18 protein-coding genes are annotated in these 17,561 nt (G+C 38.4%); 15 read left to right on the top strand and 3 right to left on the bottom strand.

Annotated elements, in window-relative coordinates; translation table 11 throughout:
* The first annotated feature begins 249 nt into the window (after positions 1–249).
* The 3 genes from coaA (at position 250) to AC1MGI_RS20760 (ending at position 2,492) form a co-directional block, all read left to right on the top strand.
* On the top strand, positions 250–1,200 hold the full coding sequence (coaA, locus tag AC1MGI_RS20770) for a type I pantothenate kinase (protein ID WP_480347532.1): 951 nt from the start codon (positions 250–252) through the stop codon (positions 1,198–1,200).
* Between the two features lie 38 nt (positions 1,201–1,238).
* Complete coding sequence (locus AC1MGI_RS20765; RefSeq protein ID WP_480347530.1) at positions 1,239–1,691, top strand: RrF2 family transcriptional regulator; 453 nt, start codon at positions 1,239–1,241, stop codon at positions 1,689–1,691.
* A 90-nt stretch (positions 1,692–1,781) separates the two neighbouring features.
* Positions 1,782–2,492: a DsbA family oxidoreductase gene (locus AC1MGI_RS20760; RefSeq protein WP_480347529.1), complete on the top strand. Its 711-nt coding sequence runs from the start codon at positions 1,782–1,784 to the stop codon at positions 2,490–2,492.
* A gap of 119 nt (positions 2,493–2,611) precedes the next feature.
* Here AC1MGI_RS20760 and AC1MGI_RS20755 read toward each other — a convergent pair whose 3' ends face one another.
* Complete coding sequence (locus AC1MGI_RS20755) at positions 2,612–3,034, bottom strand: VOC family protein (RefSeq protein WP_480347527.1); 423 nt, start codon at positions 3,032–3,034, stop codon at positions 2,612–2,614.
* A 388-nt stretch (positions 3,035–3,422) separates the two neighbouring features.
* On the opposite strand from AC1MGI_RS20755, the gene AC1MGI_RS20750 reads away from it, so the two are divergent.
* The 10 genes from AC1MGI_RS20750 (at position 3,423) to AC1MGI_RS20705 (ending at position 14,338) form a co-directional block, all read left to right on the top strand.
* On the top strand, positions 3,423–3,857 hold the full coding sequence (locus AC1MGI_RS20750) for a DUF4064 domain-containing protein (protein ID WP_480347525.1): 435 nt from the start codon (positions 3,423–3,425) through the stop codon (positions 3,855–3,857).
* 223 nt (positions 3,858–4,080) lie between these two features.
* Positions 4,081–5,526 (top strand): DEAD/DEAH box helicase, encoded by a 1,446-nt coding sequence (locus AC1MGI_RS20745; protein WP_480347523.1) that lies wholly within the window; start codon positions 4,081–4,083, stop codon positions 5,524–5,526.
* Positions 5,527–5,826: 300 nt separating this feature from the next.
* On the top strand, positions 5,827–6,357 hold the full coding sequence (lepB, locus tag AC1MGI_RS20740; RefSeq protein ID WP_062176599.1) for a signal peptidase I: 531 nt from the start codon (positions 5,827–5,829) through the stop codon (positions 6,355–6,357).
* 430 nt (positions 6,358–6,787) lie between these two features.
* Positions 6,788–7,735 carry a VanW family protein gene (locus AC1MGI_RS20735; protein ID WP_480347521.1) on the top strand — a complete coding sequence of 316 codons (948 nt, stop codon included), beginning with the start codon at positions 6,788–6,790 and terminating at the stop codon, positions 7,733–7,735.
* A 257-nt stretch (positions 7,736–7,992) separates the two neighbouring features.
* The gene (pssA, locus tag AC1MGI_RS20730) at positions 7,993–8,682 is read left to right on the top strand and encodes a CDP-diacylglycerol--serine O-phosphatidyltransferase (protein WP_454212569.1); all 690 of its coding nucleotides are present in this window, start codon (positions 7,993–7,995) and stop codon (positions 8,680–8,682) included.
* A 141-nt stretch (positions 8,683–8,823) separates the two neighbouring features.
* On the top strand, positions 8,824–10,236 hold the full coding sequence (gene pepV / locus AC1MGI_RS20725; RefSeq protein WP_480347520.1) for a dipeptidase PepV: 1,413 nt from the start codon (positions 8,824–8,826) through the stop codon (positions 10,234–10,236).
* 18 nt (positions 10,237–10,254) lie between these two features.
* The gene (dat, locus tag AC1MGI_RS20720) at positions 10,255–11,124 is read left to right on the top strand and encodes a D-amino-acid transaminase (protein WP_480347519.1); all 870 of its coding nucleotides are present in this window, start codon (positions 10,255–10,257) and stop codon (positions 11,122–11,124) included.
* A gap of 311 nt (positions 11,125–11,435) precedes the next feature.
* Positions 11,436–11,996, top strand: coding sequence for an RNA 2',3'-cyclic phosphodiesterase (thpR, locus tag AC1MGI_RS20715; RefSeq protein ID WP_480347517.1), 561 nt, complete (start codon positions 11,436–11,438; stop codon positions 11,994–11,996).
* Between the two features lie 139 nt (positions 11,997–12,135).
* On the top strand, positions 12,136–13,119 hold the full coding sequence (locus AC1MGI_RS20710; protein WP_480347515.1) for an NERD domain-containing protein: 984 nt from the start codon (positions 12,136–12,138) through the stop codon (positions 13,117–13,119).
* A gap of 442 nt (positions 13,120–13,561) precedes the next feature.
* The gene (locus AC1MGI_RS20705; protein ID WP_403071995.1) at positions 13,562–14,338 is read left to right on the top strand and encodes a phosphotransferase; all 777 of its coding nucleotides are present in this window, start codon (positions 13,562–13,564) and stop codon (positions 14,336–14,338) included.
* On the opposite strand, the gene AC1MGI_RS20700 is transcribed toward AC1MGI_RS20705, so the two are convergent.
* A complete protein-coding gene (locus tag AC1MGI_RS20700; RefSeq protein WP_049682650.1) occupies positions 14,339–14,617 on the bottom strand; it encodes a YtzH-like family protein in 279 nt (92 codons plus the stop codon).
* A gap of 162 nt (positions 14,618–14,779) precedes the next feature.
* Here AC1MGI_RS20700 and trmB point away from each other — a divergent pair, with 162 nt between their 5' ends.
* Both trmB and AC1MGI_RS20690 read left to right on the top strand, forming a co-directional pair.
* Complete coding sequence (trmB, locus tag AC1MGI_RS20695; RefSeq protein WP_480347513.1) at positions 14,780–15,418, top strand: tRNA (guanosine(46)-N7)-methyltransferase TrmB; 639 nt, start codon at positions 14,780–14,782, stop codon at positions 15,416–15,418.
* Between the two features lie 566 nt (positions 15,419–15,984).
* On the top strand, positions 15,985–16,836 hold the full coding sequence (locus AC1MGI_RS20690) for a YtnP family quorum-quenching lactonase (protein WP_480347512.1): 852 nt from the start codon (positions 15,985–15,987) through the stop codon (positions 16,834–16,836).
* Between the two features lie 154 nt (positions 16,837–16,990).
* On the opposite strand, the gene AC1MGI_RS20685 is transcribed toward AC1MGI_RS20690, so the two are convergent.
* On the bottom strand, positions 16,991–17,305 hold the full coding sequence (locus AC1MGI_RS20685) for a hypothetical protein (protein WP_480347511.1): 315 nt from the start codon (positions 17,303–17,305) through the stop codon (positions 16,991–16,993).
* Positions 17,306–17,561 lie beyond the last annotated feature (256 nt).

Below are 17,561 nucleotides of genomic sequence, written 5' to 3'. Positions count from 1 at the left end.
ATGTGGCAAGTTTGTTTTCGTATAACTGCTAATTCATTTTTCCGTAAAGATTGTTTATCCTAGATCTCTTCTCACTTCTGATGGTTATTCCACTTAAATTTCTCCCAATGATTTTATGATGGTATTAGGATCGAAACATCTATTTTTGATAACATTTATCTTTTCCCTTTCATTCTTAGCTGAAATTATCTAAAATAGGGATTATCAAAAAAAGAAAATGTAGACGTTTTCAAATAAAAGGGGCCAGTGATGATTACAACCATGAATAGTTATTCGCCTTATATGACATTTACCAAAGAGGAATGGGCAAAATTACGTTTTAACACACCGATGACATTGACAGAAAATGAGTTAGAAGAATTACAAGGAATCAATGAGAATATATCAATGGATGAAGTTACAAATATTTACGTTCCGTTGGCTAGGCTTATTAATTTATATGCGACGGCTTCTCAACAACTTCATTCTGTAACTGATACTTTTTTTGGGAAAAGCACCCGTAAAATACCTTATATTATTGGGATTGCGGGTAGTGTCGCGGTTGGGAAAAGTACAACCTCGAGAATAATTAAGGCTTTGCTCTCGAAATGGCATAATCACCCAAAGGTTGAAATTGTAACAACAGATGGCTTCCTTTTTCCGAATTCTGTATTGGAGCAAAAAGGGTTAATGCAAAGAAAGGGATTTCCAGAAAGCTATGATATTCGCGAACTCATAAAATTTCTGGCACAATTAAAATCAGGCACTCCAACCATTTCATCACCCGTTTATTCACATTTGTATTATGATGTCTTGCCAGGGGAAAATGAGATCATCGATCAGCCAGATATCGTGATTGTAGAAGGAATAAATGTGTTGCAAACACCTATACTTCAGGATCAGTCATTACCAAGTGTATTTGTCTCAGACTTCTTTGACTTATCGATTTATGTGGATGCAGTAGAGAGTGATTTGAAGGAATGGTATATAGACAGATTCATGAAACTAAAGGAAACAGCTTTTCACAATCCGAAGTCTTACTTCCATCGTTATGCGTCTCTTTCCGATGGTGAAGCTTGCGTTGTTGCTGCGGATATTTGGAATCGAATTAATAAAGTCAATTTGCTTCATAATATTGAGCCGACAAAGACACGAGCTGATTTAATTTTAACAAAGGCTGCCACTCATGATATTCATTCTATTAAGTTGAGGAAGATTTAAGCTGACTTTTTATAACAGAGAAGAAAGGAAACGCATAGATGACTGATAACAAATTAAGTCAAATTGGACCGCCGCGTTTTGCGATTGCCGTTCATGCTCTCATCTGGCTTGCCAAAAGTAGTAAATTGCAAACGAGCTCAATACTTGCCGAGCAGGTGAATTCTCATGCGACTTTCTTACGCAGAGTGCTTGCCCAGCTTGCAGATTCAGGGATTGTGGAAACAAAGGAAGGACGTGATGGCGGGTACAGCTTGAAAATTCCCGCACAGAAATTGACGCTTGCTGATATATACATCACGGTTAAACCTGAATGCATACGTTATGGGGAAGAGGTAGAGTGTGGTAAAGCGGGGAAACAATTGGACCAGTTGCTTGAAGAAATTCTAAACAAAGCCGAACACGAGACTATAAAATATTTAAAGGCAATTACTTTGGAACAAGTTATGGATACCATTGATTTTACCGATTTCGAAAAAAGCTGTACAGGCTGATTATTTGCTGAATCATCTTGTGCAATTTATAATGTGCTTACTTGAGTTGCAATTAATCTTTTTGAAAAATAACATACAGGAGGTACAGCCATGAGAGTTGAAATATGGTCTGATTATCAATGTCCGTTTTGCTATATTGGCAAACGTCGTTTTGAAAAAGCATTGTCTCAATTCGCTCATCAATCAGAAGTAGAGGTTGAATTTAAAAGCTTTGAATTAGATCCACATGCCAAAAGAGATATGGGGATGAATATTCACGAAATGCTGGTAAAAAAATATGGTACATCAGTTGAACAAGCGAAAGAAATGAGTGCCAATGTAATAAGCCAAGCAGAAGGAGAAGGATTAGACTATCACTTTGATACGATGATTCCTACCAATACATTTGATGCACATCGATTGATGCAATTCGCTGCTGCAAAGGGAAAAGAAAATGAAATGAACGAGACGTTATTTCATGCGTACTTTACAGAATCCCAGCATATCGGCGATCAAGAAACACTTGCTTCACTTGCTGAACAAGTCGGACTGGATAAAATAGAAGTAACTGGCATGCTTGCTAGTGATCAATTCACTGAAGAAGTAAGGGCAGATGAAAGTGAAGGAAGTCAGTTAGGAATTACCGGAGTACCATTTTTCGTTATTAATCGAAAATACGGCGTTTCTGGTGCCCAGCCGACGGAACTGTTTTTAGAAACATTGAATAAGGTTTGGACTGAAGAAAATCCACTGCAAATCTTAACTGAAGCCTCAACGGATAATAGTTGTACAGATGGATCTTGTGCTGTTCCTGAAAAGTGATAGCATTTAAATAGAAATGAATAGATATTATAAAGGTCTGAACTCACACACTATCCATTATTTATGGATTGTGAGAACAGACCTTTTTGTATGTTTGTTTTATAATAAAAAAAGTATAATTAATCCGTTTGATTCGGATAATCACAATATTCAATAATGGTTCCTTCAGTATCAGCTGGATTCAAATAGATAAGCCTTCTGCCATGTTTGTTGATACGTAAGGAATTTTCCAAAATCCGAATGCCTTGTTGCTTCAGTTCGAGTAAAGCTTCATCCAAATCTTCAACTCGATAGGCAATATGATGAACACCTTTGCCTTTCTGCTTAATGAATCGAGCAATCGGTGAAGTCGTGTTGTTTGTCGGTGCAAGCAGTTCGATTCTTTCCCCGTTTATTTCGATTATGGCAATTTCACTTTCTACCCCTATTGCTTCACTACTGTAACGATCTATTAATTGCCCGCCTAATATCTTCTGATGAAAATTAATACTACTTTCTAAATCACGTACAGCTATGCCTATGTGATCAATTATTTTATCCATATAATCCTCCAAGTTTCCATCTATTCCTATAGTATAGTAGCACATGCCATCAATAAACGATGAATCATGACGTTTCCTGTTTTAAAATGATTAATGAGGAGTCTATTAACATTTGTAAAAATTTTGCTTGCGTGAATCACACTACATTTAGTACGATAAAGGGAGAAGAGAGTCTATTCATTTGGGTTGAAATCTACCATAGCTTGCGTGAAACGGTGGAAATTCATGTTAAATGAAATGTATGATGCGCTTTATTAGATAAAGTGAAACTTCAATCAGTGTGGGCTTGACTTTCCGTTAATGCGGGATAAATATCGTATTTTTATAAGCCTTTTTTTCAATACTGGCATTTAAGAATGAGCTGAATAATTATTTAGGGGGTATGGTGTTGAAACGTACAGGTGAGTATGTGCTAGGAATTATTGGGATGTTACTATCGGTGATATTGACTTTTATTGGGATCTTTTTTATGGCCATGAAGCAAAATGATGGAATCAGACAAGCAATAGAAGGAGAAATATCAAATGATCCAACGATAACGATGGAAGAATTCTCTCTGGTGCTGGACGCTGTTGGAGGATTTGGCTTGATGATTGTAGTTGCATCGGCAATTGGTATTATACTTGGTCTTATTTCCATCTTCATTTTAAAAAGCAAACGCCAGAAGATGGCTGGAGTTTTCTTTATCATAACGGCTGTTCTTGTTGGCTTGCTATCGGTCGGCTTAGGATTGCTTCAGGCAGTTTTATTCCTGATTGCTGGAATCATGTGTCTTGTTCGTAAGCCGAAGAATATAGAACAAGATCCATATGTAACGGTGTGAAAGAATTCATAGGAGGATGTCTCATAAGGGTCTGACCCTTATAAGACATCCCCTTTTTTATTTGATTCAGGCATTCAATTTAGTTCAAGCAATACGATCACTTTCAAACATGAGCGTGAAAACAATTATTTATCCCAAACACCCATTAACATCGAAGTTTCGCGTATAATGAAACCTTGTACAAATGGGAAAGATAATAAAAATTCATAATAAAAGAGGCAAAATGATGAAAAGTTTTAAAGAATATAGATTAAGTGATGAAATTGTAAAAGCGTTAACGAGTATGAATTTCACGACTCCCACAGAAGTTCAAAGCAAGGTGATTCCGCTAGTGCTTGAAAATCGGGACCTTGTTGTGAAATCACAGACAGGGAGCGGGAAGACGGCTTCATACGGAATTCCGATTTGCGAAAAAGTGGATTGGAATGAAAATAAGCCACAAGCACTTGTCTTGACTCCGACGCGAGAGTTAGCGGTTCAAGTGAAAGAAGATATCATAAACATTGGCCGCTTCAAACGAATTAAAGCGACCGCAGTTTATGGCAAGCAACCATTTGCAAAGCAACAAGCAGAATTAAAGCAAAAGAGTCATATCGTTGTAGGTACACCAGGTAGGGTGCTTGATCATATTGAGCGTGGGACCATTGCTTTAGATAAACTAACTTACCTTGTGATTGATGAAGCAGATGAGATGTTGAATATGGGCTTCATTGACCAAGTAGAGGCGATTATCCAGACGCTGCCAAGAAATCGCGTAACCCTTCTTTTCTCAGCAACACTGCCGGAAAGTATTAAGAATATGACGCATAAATATATGAATAAACCAGGTGATGTTGAAATTAAGGCATCAGGCCTCACGACGAATACAATCCATCATACTGTGATCGAAGTCGAAGAACAGGAGAAATTTAAGCTTCTTCAAGATATAACGGTTGTAGAAAACCCAGATAGCTGTATTATTTTCTGCCGAACAAAAGACCGCGTCGATCAGTTAGTTGATGAGTTAACCGATTTGGATTACGACTGTGATAAAATTCATGGAGGGATGGTGCAGGAAGATCGTTTGGCTGTCATGAATGATTATCGAAGAGGCGAATTCCGTTATTTAATTGCAACAGATGTGGCAGCAAGAGGAATTGATATTGATAGCATTACACATGTAATCAACTATGATCTACCATTGGAAAAAGAAGGCTATGTCCACCGTACTGGTAGAACAGGGCGTGCTGGGAAAACAGGACATGCGATTACATTTGTCACCCCTTTTGAAGATCGATTTTTAGCAGATATTGAGACATATATCGGCTTTGAAATTGAAAAAAGAAGTGCTCCAACCAAAGAAGAAGTAACAAGTAAGCAGGCGGCATTTGAAACGAAAATGAATGCCCAACCAGTGTTGAAAAAAGATAAAGCAGACGCATTAAATAAAGGAATTATGAAACTCTATTTTAATGGCGGCAAGAAAAAGAAATTACGGGCAGTCGACTTCGTTGGAACCATTGCCAAAATTAGCGGCGTATCTGCTGATGATATTGGGATTATCACCATTGAGGACCATGTATCTTATGTTGAAATATTAAATGGCAAAGGTCCACAAGTATTGCGGGTGATGAAGGATACGACAATTAAAGGAAAACTACTAAAGGTAAATGAAGCAAAGAAGAAATAATAAAGCAGATGCAACCAGGTCTTATCAAATATCGACTCTAGTAGTGTTATAATTCTTCAAGTACGTGTTCAAAAAGGAGGATAAAAAGAGCGGAGAAATTCGACAGCTATTTTTACCGGAATTTTTGAACATCTGCTTCAAGGTACGAAACAGAACAAATGGCCAGTCAAGTAAAGTAGCAACCAGGAAATTGAAAACATAAACGTGCAATATGCGTATTAGGAATAATAAATATTGGATTTCAGTAGATGTTTTGGGGTATAAATAAGGCAGAGTTTTTAAGAAAGAGGGGAAAAGAGTTTGGAAGAGCGCAAAGAGATATTTTCATGGGTAAAGGCCATATTAGTCGCCGTTTTACTTGCTTTTGCTATTCGTACCTTTATATTTGCTCCAATTATCGTAGACGGTGAGTCAATGATGCCCACCTTGCACAATCATGAGCGTGTTGTACTGAATAAAATGGGTACAGACATTGAAGACATAAACCGATTTGATGTTGTTGTTTTTCATGCGACAGAAAAAAAAGATTATATTAAACGTGTTATTGGGCTTCCTGGTGATCGAATTAAATATGAAGATGATGTTCTGTATGTGAATGACAAACCAGTAGATGAACCCTATTTAGCTGAATATAAAAAAATGACGGACGGTTTGTTAACATGGGATTTCACTCTGGACGAAACGGTTCCTGAAGGTCAATTATTCGTCATGGGGGATAACCGTCAAAATAGCCTCGATAGCAGAGAAATTGGAACTATTTCCATTGATCAAGTCGTTGGTAAAGCAAGCTTCGTCTATTGGCCGGTAAAAGAAATTAAATTAATCAAGTGAGACGAATAAGGATGACTGAAAAGGGTCTGACCTCATACTCTATACATAGTTTATAGTGTTACACACTTAAATTTAAACTATGGGTAGTGGGGGTCTGACCCTTCTTTATTTTGTTGAATGTTCTTAAGTCAGTCTCTAAAAGATGTGTGCTATAGTGTTAGTCAAATCTATATACGAGGTTTTCACATAATCAGAATATATCGATCATATCCTGATCCAATAGGGAATATACTCTATGGTTGTGTTTACTAGGGGGATAGAAAAGTCCTAAAAATTTACTTGGTGAAAGCGAATAACATTTCATTGTCGAAAAGGAATTAACAGGTTATAATTGGAAATAAATCAAGCGTTTTTTAATAAAGATGTTAGAAAAGTAATAGTCTAGTAATAATATAGAAGAGAAAATTTGGGGAAATAGGTGGGAGGCAATTTGAAAAAATATCTTGTGTTGGTTGCGGCAATTGCGATGGTCGGGGGATTGGTTCTGTACGGAAAACACGGAGAAGCAGCTACTCATGTAAATTCTAATGAAGTCCAAGGCATCGGTCAGCATAAGAAGCATGAACTTCTGCTTTCTAAGAAAGAATGGGTCGAACAGGAAATAACATTGCTTGATCCAAGAAATGGAAGTGGAATACAAAAACTTAAACCTTCTTCATTTAGTAATGAAGAAAACGCAGCGCTGATTGCAAGCGAATTAGAGAAAAAATATGATCAGCCTATGGTCCCAGCCCAACTAAATAGTGATGGGACATTGAAAGCCGGCAGTAACAGAGTCGTGTTTGATAAAGCAGCCTTTGTTACGGCATTACAGAATATAACGTTTTTTCAAAGAGAAATTGAAGTACCGATCACGGAAAGTGCACCTAATATAACGGCTGAAGCGGCTGCAAATGTGGATCAAGATGTGCTAGCCTCTTACAAAACCCACTTCAATGCTTCAGTTAAAGGAAGAACGACTAATATTGTTCTTTCCGCTAAGGAGATTGACGGGGTCGTATTAGGTCCTGGAGATCGGTTTTATTATAATTTAGTTGCCGGTGAAGCTAATGCTGAAAGAGGCTATCAAAAGGCCATGGAAATTGTGAACAAGGAAATGGTAGAAGGAATTGGCGGTGGAATTTGCCAGACATCTAGTACACTCTATAATGCTATAGACAAGGTAGGCCTAGAAATTTTAGAACTGCACCACCACTCGTTGGGTGTTTCCTATGTTCCGAAAGATCGTGATGCTACTGTAGCGTATGGAGTAAAGGACTTTAAGTTTCAAAACAATAAAGATTTTCCTATTATGATTAAGACTATAGTGGATACAAAAAATGGAACGCTTGAAGTCCAAGTACGAGCAGCCGATCAATCTGTTGCAAAAAAAGGCTAAGAACTTTGTGAGAGTTTCTTTTTTAAACATCCTCCAATATGTAAATTGTAGGGATGAAATCGAGTAACATCAAAATTCAAAATCAATGATATACTATAAGTAGAGCCTAGCCTAGACAAAATTCTTTGTTTAGGTTTTGTCTTTTTTATGTGACATACATAAAGTGAAACTACCATCAGTCTGATTTTATTCATCCCCCACTGATGGGTAGTTAAATCAGGATAAAAAATGATGTAGAAGGAGTGTGATGAAAGATAGTGAGATTTAAAAAAATGATACCGAATTTTGTGACGTTAGGAAATTTGTATTGTGGTTTTTTATCGATAGGCTTTGCGGCAAATGGTCAATATAGTAATGCAGCCATCTTAATCCTGATTGGTATGATGCTAGACAGTATGGATGGCCGGTTGGCACGAATGTTACAAGCAGACAGTACATTAGGAAGAGAACTGGATTCATTGGCCGATATTGTTACATTTGGTGTTGCTCCCTCGTTTCTTGTGTATTATACATATTTCTTCCACTTTGGATTGTTAGGATTGATTGTAGCTGGACTGTTCCCGCTATTCGGTGCATTCCGCTTAGCAAGATTTAATATTAGCTCATCCAAATCATCTATGAATTATTTTATCGGAGTTCCGATTACAGCGGCCGGTGGAATTCTGGCGTTACTTACCTTATTTGGAGGTAAACTACCCAATATCATCACGACAGTTGTCTTTACAGCGCTTTGCTTTTTAATGGTGAGTAAGATCCGAATACCGAGCCTAAAAGAAATACCACTTCCCAAATACGGGACAATTGTAACCGTATTTCTAGGCTGTTCTTTATTTGCAATTTATAAAGGCACCCAACAAAACTTTCCTTATCTCATCTATATCGCCACCCCGCTTTATATCACGTATTTAGGGTATCGATTTGTGAAAAGCAGGAAAGAATCAGAATGAAAATGGAGGTTGCCGAAAAAAGGTTTGATCCTTTTGGTATCGGGTAGTCTCTTGTCATTCATTTTAGATCTTCTTAAAATGGTAGAAAGTTTGGAAGCAATGGTAAAATAGAACGATGATGCGAATAGGAGTGAATGTACTGTGAATAAAACAAATTGGCGGAATGAAATAGAAAGCCGGAAGTTGGACTTATTGCAGGATACACAAAATCTCTTGAAGATTAAAAGTGTTTTAGACGAAGAAAATGGAACAAAAGAAGCTCCGTTTGGCGCAGGCGTAAAAGAAGCGCTCGACTACATGCTAGGACTTGGAGAGAAAGCTGATTTCACGATTAAAAACGTAGACAATATCGCTGGTCATATTGAAATGGGAGAAGGGGAAGAGGTCGTCGGAATTCTTTGCCATGTAGACGTGGTGCCAGAAGGAGACGGCTGGGGCTCAGACCCGTTTGGAGCTGAAATTCGTGATGGGAAAATCTTTGCCCGCGGCGCTCTTGATGACAAAGGGCCGACAATGGCGGCTTTCTATGCGATGAAAACAGTGAGGGAGCTTGGTCTACCTTTAAGTAAGCGTGTGCGGATGATCATCGGTACAGATGAAGAATCCAATTGGCGTTGTGTGGACCGATATTTTGAAGTGGAAGAAATGCCAACAATAGGCTTCGCACCAGATGCTGATTTCCCAATCATTAATGCGGAAAAAGGAATTTGGGATTTTGCGATGATTCAAGAGCCAGCGAAAATAAATCAGAAGACATCCACAGTAAATGTGAAGAGCTTTACGTCTGGCCGCAGAACGAATATGGTGCCTGATTTTGCAACTGCTATTGTGGAATCGACGAATAGTGAAGAAGTAACGAGCCTTTTCAATTCGTATGTAAATAGACATTCTTTAACGGGTATTGCCACTCCTATGGGGAATGAACTATTATTTGAGGTTAATGGTGTATCTGCCCATGCAATGGAACCAAATAATGGTGTGAACGCAGGGCTCCACCTGGCAGATTTCCTATCAAGCCTAGAACTAGATGAACACGCAAATGCGTATTTCCGTTTTATTCAAGAGTATTTAATTGACGATACACGCGCGAGCAAACTTGGAATTGCCTATAGCGATGAAATGACGGGTGAGTTGACGTTGAATGCGGGCAAATTCAATTATTCGAAAGATAATGAAAGCAGCATTGGCTTCAGTATGCGTTATCCGGTTACGTATAAATGGGAAGAAAATTCAACGAAGCTAAAAGCTCATCTGAAATCCTTGAATTGGAGCCTTGTAACGAATTCTCACTCCACTCCACATCATGTGGACAGTGAAAGCTTCTTAATTAAAACATTACAAAAAGTATATGAAGAAGAAACAGGTGAAAGAGCCGATTTGCTTTCAATTGGTGGAGGTACTTATGCCCGTTCATTGACAGAAGGAGTCGCATTCGGTCCACTGTTCCCAGGCAGTGAGGACCTTGCCCATCAAAAAGATGAGTATATTGTGATTGAAGATCTGTTAAAAGCGGCAGCTATTTACGCAGCAGCCATTTATGAATTGGCTAAGTGATAACAAGGGGGAATCGGCATGGAAAAAATGATACTTAATGGTGAAATATGTAATCGTGGCGAGATAAAGGTGGAATTAGAAGACAGAGGCTATCAATTTGGCGATGGTGTATACGAGGTCATCCGAATTTATAATGGCAAGCTGTTTACGAGTGAAATGCATCTTATGAGGCTGATTGAAAGTGCAAACAAAATCAGTATCAACATTCCTTATACGGTAGGAGAAATCGAGGCTCAGCTAAAGGACCTTGTAGCAGAAAACGAGATTACATTCGGAACAGTCTATATGCAATTTACAAGAGGGGTCTCACCTAGAAATCATGCCTTTCCAAGTACTGATGTTACCCCGGTTTATGTTGCTTACACAAAAGAAGTACCATATAATGGGGCACTGAAGTCGGGAGCAAAGGCAATCACAATCGAGGATATCCGTTGGCTTCGTTGCGATATTAAAAGTTTAAACTTGCTTGGAAATATCCTTGCTAAACAAAAAGCGGCAGAAGCGGGCTGTTTTGAAGCGATTCAGCATCGTGACAATACGGTAACTGAAGGAAGCTCATCGAATATTTCTATCATAGTAAATGGTGAACTGAAAACACATCCAGCTACTAACTTGATCTTAAACGGAATTACTCGCCAAGTGATGCTTAAGATATGTAAGGATTTGGGGGTTTCTTATCAAGAGGAAGTCTTTACACTAGAAGAACTGATGGCAGCGGATGAGGTCATCATGACTAGTACAACGGCTGAAATCATGCCAATTACTGCAATAGATGGTCAATCTATTGGCAGCGGTGAACCAGGTACTGTGACACGTCAAATACAACAAGCTTTTCATGCAGAAATTGAGCGTCAGTGCGGTCACATTATTGAATCCATTGTGAAGTAATCAAAAACATTCTTAGTTGAAAATACGAAACGAAACAAAATGGAACGAACAAAAACTTGATCGTTTGCAAAATGAAGTACGCTTTCCGTAATCGAGGGGACAGAGCAGTCTGTCCTCTTTTTGGAATGATCGTAACTAAACATCTTATATCAAGTGAAACTAATTTCTATTTTATCCTCTCACCTTTAAGCTTTAAGGTGGTGGGCAGTTATCCTCCACCTACGCTTCTTCGATTTCTCTAAGCTTTAAGCCGGGAGGGTTACTACCCGTTAAAGCGGGATAAAATAAAAAATAAAAGGAAGAATTGACTGATGACGAAAACACATTTCTTTTACGCGTTAACTTTGCCAGATGAAACGAAAGAATTTTTGAAGCAGACGAGTGAACGGATCAAGACCGAATTTCCTTTTAAAAAATGGCTGCATCATGAAGACTATCATATCACTCTTGCGTTTCTAGGAGATGCAACAGAAGAAATGAGGCAGAAGAGCTTAGAATTCGTGAATATTGCTCTTGAGGATGTATCTAGGCTAGATCTCCAATTGAATGGAATAGGTACTTTTGGAAATGTAGAAACTCCTCGGATTCTTTTTGCGGGAGTGAATCCGTCAGAACAGCTTTTCAATCTGCAAAAAAAAGTATATACAATGTGTGAGGAAGTTGGTTTTACTTTGGATAAAAAACCATTTAAACCACATATTACACTGGCAAGAAAGTTTAGCGGAAATGCTTTTCGACTTAATCGAATGCAAGAACTTGCCGATATATCCAATAGAACCCATCGATTTCAAGGTGCTACCGTTACGTTATACCAAACGCATCTTGGTCAAGCACCTTCCTATCAATCAATCGCAACATGTTTACTCACATAATTCAGAGGATGTCTCAGAAAGGGCCTGACCTCACACTCTATACACAGTTTATACTGTTATATACGATTGTAGTTGTGGGCTCCCTGACCCTTTCGTTATGGGGGCCCCCTCGATTAAACATCTTAGGACGGTGATAAATATGGGACAGCTGATAAAGCTTCAAGATTATATATCAAGATATGAGCAGGATATATATCGATATCCTAGCCAATTTGTTCGGCTTAAGCAGCAGCAGTGGGAGAAGCTAAAAGCGGCTTACGCAGCAGGTGAGCTCACGACGCTTTATGAGGAACATGAAGATGCCAGACAAATGGAAGTAGAGCATGATGGAAAGAAAAGCTTAATGAACAAAGTAAGAGGACTCATAGGACGAGGTACTAAAGATTTACCTGATTACAAGGAAAAGCCAGTTGGTGAAACGAATATTTTCTCGTTGAATTTTCCTACAGAGCCAAAGAGTTTAGATGATTTAAAGCAAAACTACTTGAATCAGCTTTTGAAGTTTCAATTAAAATGGGGAAGCTCAACGATTCATGAAAAATCATGGATGAATAATTCTTATATTTTAGATGAAAAGTTGCGTTTCTTTTTACAACGTTTTCCCGATACATATCTAGTCCTCTACAAACCAATTTTTGTTTTGAAAAACGCCCCGATTGAATTAGAGGTCATTTTAGTAGGACCTACCGATGTGTGGTGCATAACCTTTTTGGAGGCAGAAGAGGATGCAGCCTTCATTGGGTCGAATGAACGATTCTGGCTACGTCGGCACCACCAATATCCGGATAAAAAATTATTAAATCCACTCATTGCCTTAAATCGGACAGGAAAAATTGTTTCCCAGTTATTTGAGTTGTATGAGATTAGCCTACCGATTCATAAGGTTGTTTTATCGCGCAATGGATATATTGATTATCCACAAGCCCCTTACGATACGACATTTCTCGATAAGCGTGTTTTTCCAGAATGGTTTGAGAAAATGAGAAGCGTGCAAACGCCTTTAAAGCACCAACAGTTAAAAGCGGCACAAGGATTGCTTGAATATTGTCAAACAACATCGAGCAGAAGGGTGGAATGGGATGCGGATCAACATGATCAAGTTGGAATCGAAGATGAATCCTAAAAAAGCTGACCAAAGGTATTGAACCTGAAGTATAGAATATGGAAGGGAGTTTCACTTTTTCCTGCATTAACGGGCAGTAAGTCCCCGCGGCTTGAAGTTTCACTATATAGGGTTTTCGCACGTAAAGATCAATCAAACACATGAAAATATAGACATATTTTCATGTGTTTCGATGATACTACTTGACGAAAAACTAGCTTTTAACTAAAATTTAAAAAGGATAGCTATTGTTAAAATGCTCAATAGCTATCCTTTTTATTCTAAAGATAGATGATCATGAATGATACCACGACTTATTCTCGTATTGTATTGCATGCGAAGCGATATGTTTTTCGGACATACTTAAACCATAGAACCAATCTGAAAGTGAAATTGTTTAAACAACTATTATATAAAGAAAACACCACGAGGCAATTAAGTGAGGAAATTGAAGGTGAACCAATTGGAACATTTATTAGGGCAGGAGTGGGAGATATTTCCTGCTGGAGGAGCAACAGGAGAAGCCTTCATTGCCGTCAACAAGGATGAAAAACTTTTTCTAAAACGAAATTCATCGCCATTTCTTGCGGTCCTATCTGCAGAGGGCATCGTGCCTAAGCTTATTTGGACTAGAAGGCTTGAAAATGGAGATACCATTACAGCACAGCGCTTTATAGACGGCAAGGAGTTAACACACGAAGAAATGAACGAAGAGAAAGTGGCTCATCTTCTGCGGAAAATTCATCAGTCTAAACCGTTATTAAGCATGCTGAAAAGGTTGGGAAAATCGCCATTGCTGCCCGATATCATGTTAGAGAATATTACAAGCAATCTCGACTTGGAAATACAGAACATTTCGTTGATACAACGAACGTTGTATTTTTTACAAGAAAATTTATCTTTGATTGAATGTGATGATAAGGTTGTCTGTCATTGTGATGTCAATCATAACAACTGGATGATAACAAAGGAGAATAAGCTATATTTAATTGATTGGGATGGCGCTATGATTGCAGACCCGGCTATTGATTTAGGCATCCTCCTTAACTCATATATACCAAGAGATCAGTGGGGACCTTGGTTAAAGCGATACGGAGTAAACCTGGAGCCGGGTCTTCAATTGCGGATGCAATGGCATGTGTTAGCACAGTTATTGATTTCGATTCAATGGCATAAACGTCAAAGTCGGTTAAAAGAAATGAATATTCTTCTTAAAAACCTTGAATCCATTTTAGAATAATTATGAATATTGATTCATACCATCTACCCACTGTGTTAGTTGGTCTTGGTGAGTTTGGATGTGTTCGTCTAAATCCGAAGTGGAAATGCCACTCTGACTATATTGGTACACGTCCTGTAAAATCGATTTTACATTTTGATTAACGCCATTGTTGACCAATAATGACTTCACAAGTCGTTCTACCTGCTCGTATTCTGAAATGGAGCCACAACAGTCTGTTTGGTGGTTGCTTAATATATCTTTTAATAACGTCATTTGGTGCTCGTGTGAAAGCGGCATAGCGTCACCCTTTCTGAAGTTTCTTTTAGGGTATGCTCTGCTGCTTTTCTTTATTCATTTGATAAGTTATGGATTGCGTACCATAGTAGATTAAATTCATCTTGCAGAGGTGTGCAATTCCGTGTTATGGTTTGAACGAATCTTTATATTAGGGGTGTCATCATGCGTTTAAGAAATAAGCCCTGGGCTGATGAAAAATTAAGTGAGTTCTCCCACTTTGTTATTGCAAATCCGGAAGAACAAAAAGGAAAATGGCGAGATATTTTTGGGAATGATAATCCGCTCTATATTGAAGTTGGATCGGGGAAAGGTCGTTTTATTACGGAAATGGCCAAAGCTCATCCAAACGTGAATTTTATTGGAATTGAAGTATATAAAAGCGTCATCGTTGCTGCGCTTGACCGTGTCATCGAAGCAGATATTCCCAATTTAAAGCTGCTCAATGTCGATGCAGCCGACTTATGTGATTATTTTGCAAAAGGTGAAGTAGACAGGTTGTATTTGAACTTCTCCGATCCATGGCCAAAGACACGTCATGCAAAACGTCGCTTGACCTACAAAACGTTCCTAAGCATTTACGAAGATATTTTACCACAAAATGGAGAGATTCATTTTAAAACCGATAATCAAGGATTATTTGAATCATCGTTAAAGAGTATTTCCGAATATGGAATATTGCTGTCCTATGTGAGTCTTGATCTTCATAACAGTGATTTTGAAGGCAATATCATGACGGAATATGAGGAGAAATTCTCAAAACGAGGTAGTAGAATTTACCGAATGGAAGCTCAGTTTCAATAAAAAGAGGTTGTCCTAAGGGTCAGACCTCGCACTCTATATCAGTATGTAGTGTTTTATACACGTATCTTATACTGAATTTAGTTGTTGCGGGGTTTGACTCTTTTGCTTATGGATCAGTCTCTATTTCATTGTATATAAATTTGAGCTTATACGTTGAGACCAAAAATACGCATCAATTTCAAGATTTGTGATTGTTTTTGTTAAAAATTTTCAATACTTAGAAAATGGTGATACACTTGTCTTGTATAAAGTGAAACTTCAATCAGTGGGGGGCTTCATCCCCCACTGATTGTTAGTCCCGTTCTACTGTCGTTAAGATCTTCGCTAACGCTTCGATCAATCGACAGTACGAACTAAGGTTCAATGAATCACAGACTAAGTGCGCCGCGTCCTGTGGTAACGTCTGTGTGACCCACATCCTGTGGGCCTCAACTAAACCTTTGAAGATCACAAAGGTAAGTTTCACTGTATCTCACCAATCGGGCTTTTACTTCAAAAAGTGAGGCGACTGCCCGTTAATGCGAGATAAAAACAGACTGGTGACGGTTTTAAAATGGGGGAAAACTATGGAGACTTTACAAATCGGAGAAATTAAGCTGACTTGGTTGAATGGTGGGGTTACTTATATGGATGGGGGAGCAATGTTTGGTGTTGTTCCTAAACCGCTCTGGTCGAAGAAATACCCAGTGAATGACATCAATCAAATTGAATTGCGGACGGATCCTATTCTCATTGAAGCGAATGGATTGAAGCTACTGATTGATTCAGGTGTGGGTAATAACCGATTTTCCGAAAAACAAATCCGAAACTATGGCGTAAAAGAAGAATCAAGAGTGGTTGAAAATTTAGCAAAGCTTGGGCTAAGTACAAACGATATTGATTATGTGTTAATGACACATTTACATTTTGATCATGTATGCGGGCTAACTAAGCATAACGGAGAAGAATGGGCACCTGTTTTTGAAAATGCCTCCATTATAACATCTGATATTGAATGGGAAGAAATGCAAAATCCAAACATTCGTTCAAGAAATACATATTGGCGGGAAAACTGGGAAGCCATTGCTCATTTAATTCAGCCATTTAGCACAGCTATGCAAATAACAAACGGGATTAAAATGATTCATACAGGCGGACACAGTGCAGGACATTCGATTATCGTCATTGAAAGCGGTGATGACATGCTCATTCACATGGCTGATACTATGCCAACGCACGCGCATAATAACGTTTTATGGGTACTTGCCTATGATGATTACCCGATGGACTCCGTCTATCAAAAACAGAAGTGGATGAAAGAGGGACTAGAAAAAGGAGCTTGGTACAGCTTTTATCATGATGCCTATTACCGAGCGGTAAAGTGGGATGAAACGGGAAAAGAAATTCTAGCCGAAGTAAAACGCGAACGAAGGGTCTGACCTCGTACCCTATCCACCGTTTTAGTGCTATTTACGCTTCGTGTAGACGGTAAAAAGTGATTGCGGGGCCTGACCCCCGCAATGATTATATTCAGTTTAAATAAAGTGAAATATACTATAAACTGTGTGATGAATGCGTGGTCAGATACTTTCGTTATTTTTGTGGAATTAAATCAATGATGATACCAGTTGTTGCATCGGCAACAAATTCGAATTGTTCTTGGATATTGTTGATACTTCTCGTAATGCCACCTTTATACACTTCATAATTGAGGTCGTATTTTTGATACGTTTCAGGCTTCATTAAAATCCATGAACCATAAATTTTTCCATCCTTCTTAACAGATGCTTTCACAACATCTAATATTTTTTCAGGAGAAGGAGGTCCTGATTGCTCCAATACTTGTTTCGTTGCATAGCCTGCAGCCAAACCTGCAGTAACTCCTAGTATAAATGTTTTCCAATTCATTCTCTGATCCCCTCCGTTTTTTCACATGTACATCTGACTCTTAGTATACAAAAGTTTGTCATCAATACCCAATAATTAGTCACCGATATAATGTTCTATGATTAATGCCTTCAAACTATGCAATCTATTTCATTCTTAGAGGTTATTCAAAAAGTCCGGTAAAAATAGCTGTCGAATTGCTTCAAAGCTCATGAATGACCTTCTGTTAAGATCGCGCACGTCCTGTGCAAGTTCGGTCCTCACGTATTACTGCATA

This window comes from Peribacillus sp. BM1 (assembly GCF_056679975.1).
Note: the sequence above shows the minus strand (reverse complement) of the source record. Positions and strands in the feature narration are given on the sequence as shown.

Coding starts and splice junctions, on each gene's coding strand:
- coaA (WP_480347532.1), top strand. CDS start 250: ATGATTACAACCATGAATAGTTATTCGCCTTATATGACATTTACCAAA.
- AC1MGI_RS20765 (WP_480347530.1), top strand. CDS start 1,239: ATGACTGATAACAAATTAAGTCAAATTGGACCGCCGCGTTTTGCGATT.
- AC1MGI_RS20760 (WP_480347529.1), top strand. CDS start 1,782: ATGAGAGTTGAAATATGGTCTGATTATCAATGTCCGTTTTGCTATATT.
- AC1MGI_RS20755 (WP_480347527.1), bottom strand. CDS start 3,034: ATGGATAAAATAATTGATCACATAGGCATAGCTGTACGTGATTTAGAA.
- AC1MGI_RS20745 (WP_480347523.1), top strand. CDS start 4,081: ATGATGAAAAGTTTTAAAGAATATAGATTAAGTGATGAAATTGTAAAA.
- dat (WP_480347519.1), top strand. CDS start 10,255: ATGGAAAAAATGATACTTAATGGTGAAATATGTAATCGTGGCGAGATA.
- thpR (WP_480347517.1), top strand. CDS start 11,436: ATGACGAAAACACATTTCTTTTACGCGTTAACTTTGCCAGATGAAACG.
- AC1MGI_RS20710 (WP_480347515.1), top strand. CDS start 12,136: ATGGGACAGCTGATAAAGCTTCAAGATTATATATCAAGATATGAGCAG.
- AC1MGI_RS20700 (WP_049682650.1), bottom strand. CDS start 14,617: ATGCCGCTTTCACACGAGCACCAAATGACGTTATTAAAAGATATATTA.
- trmB (WP_480347513.1), top strand. CDS start 14,780: ATGCGTTTAAGAAATAAGCCCTGGGCTGATGAAAAATTAAGTGAGTTC.
- AC1MGI_RS20690 (WP_480347512.1), top strand. CDS start 15,985: ATGGAGACTTTACAAATCGGAGAAATTAAGCTGACTTGGTTGAATGGT.
- AC1MGI_RS20685 (WP_480347511.1), bottom strand. CDS start 17,305: ATGAATTGGAAAACATTTATACTAGGAGTTACTGCAGGTTTGGCTGCA.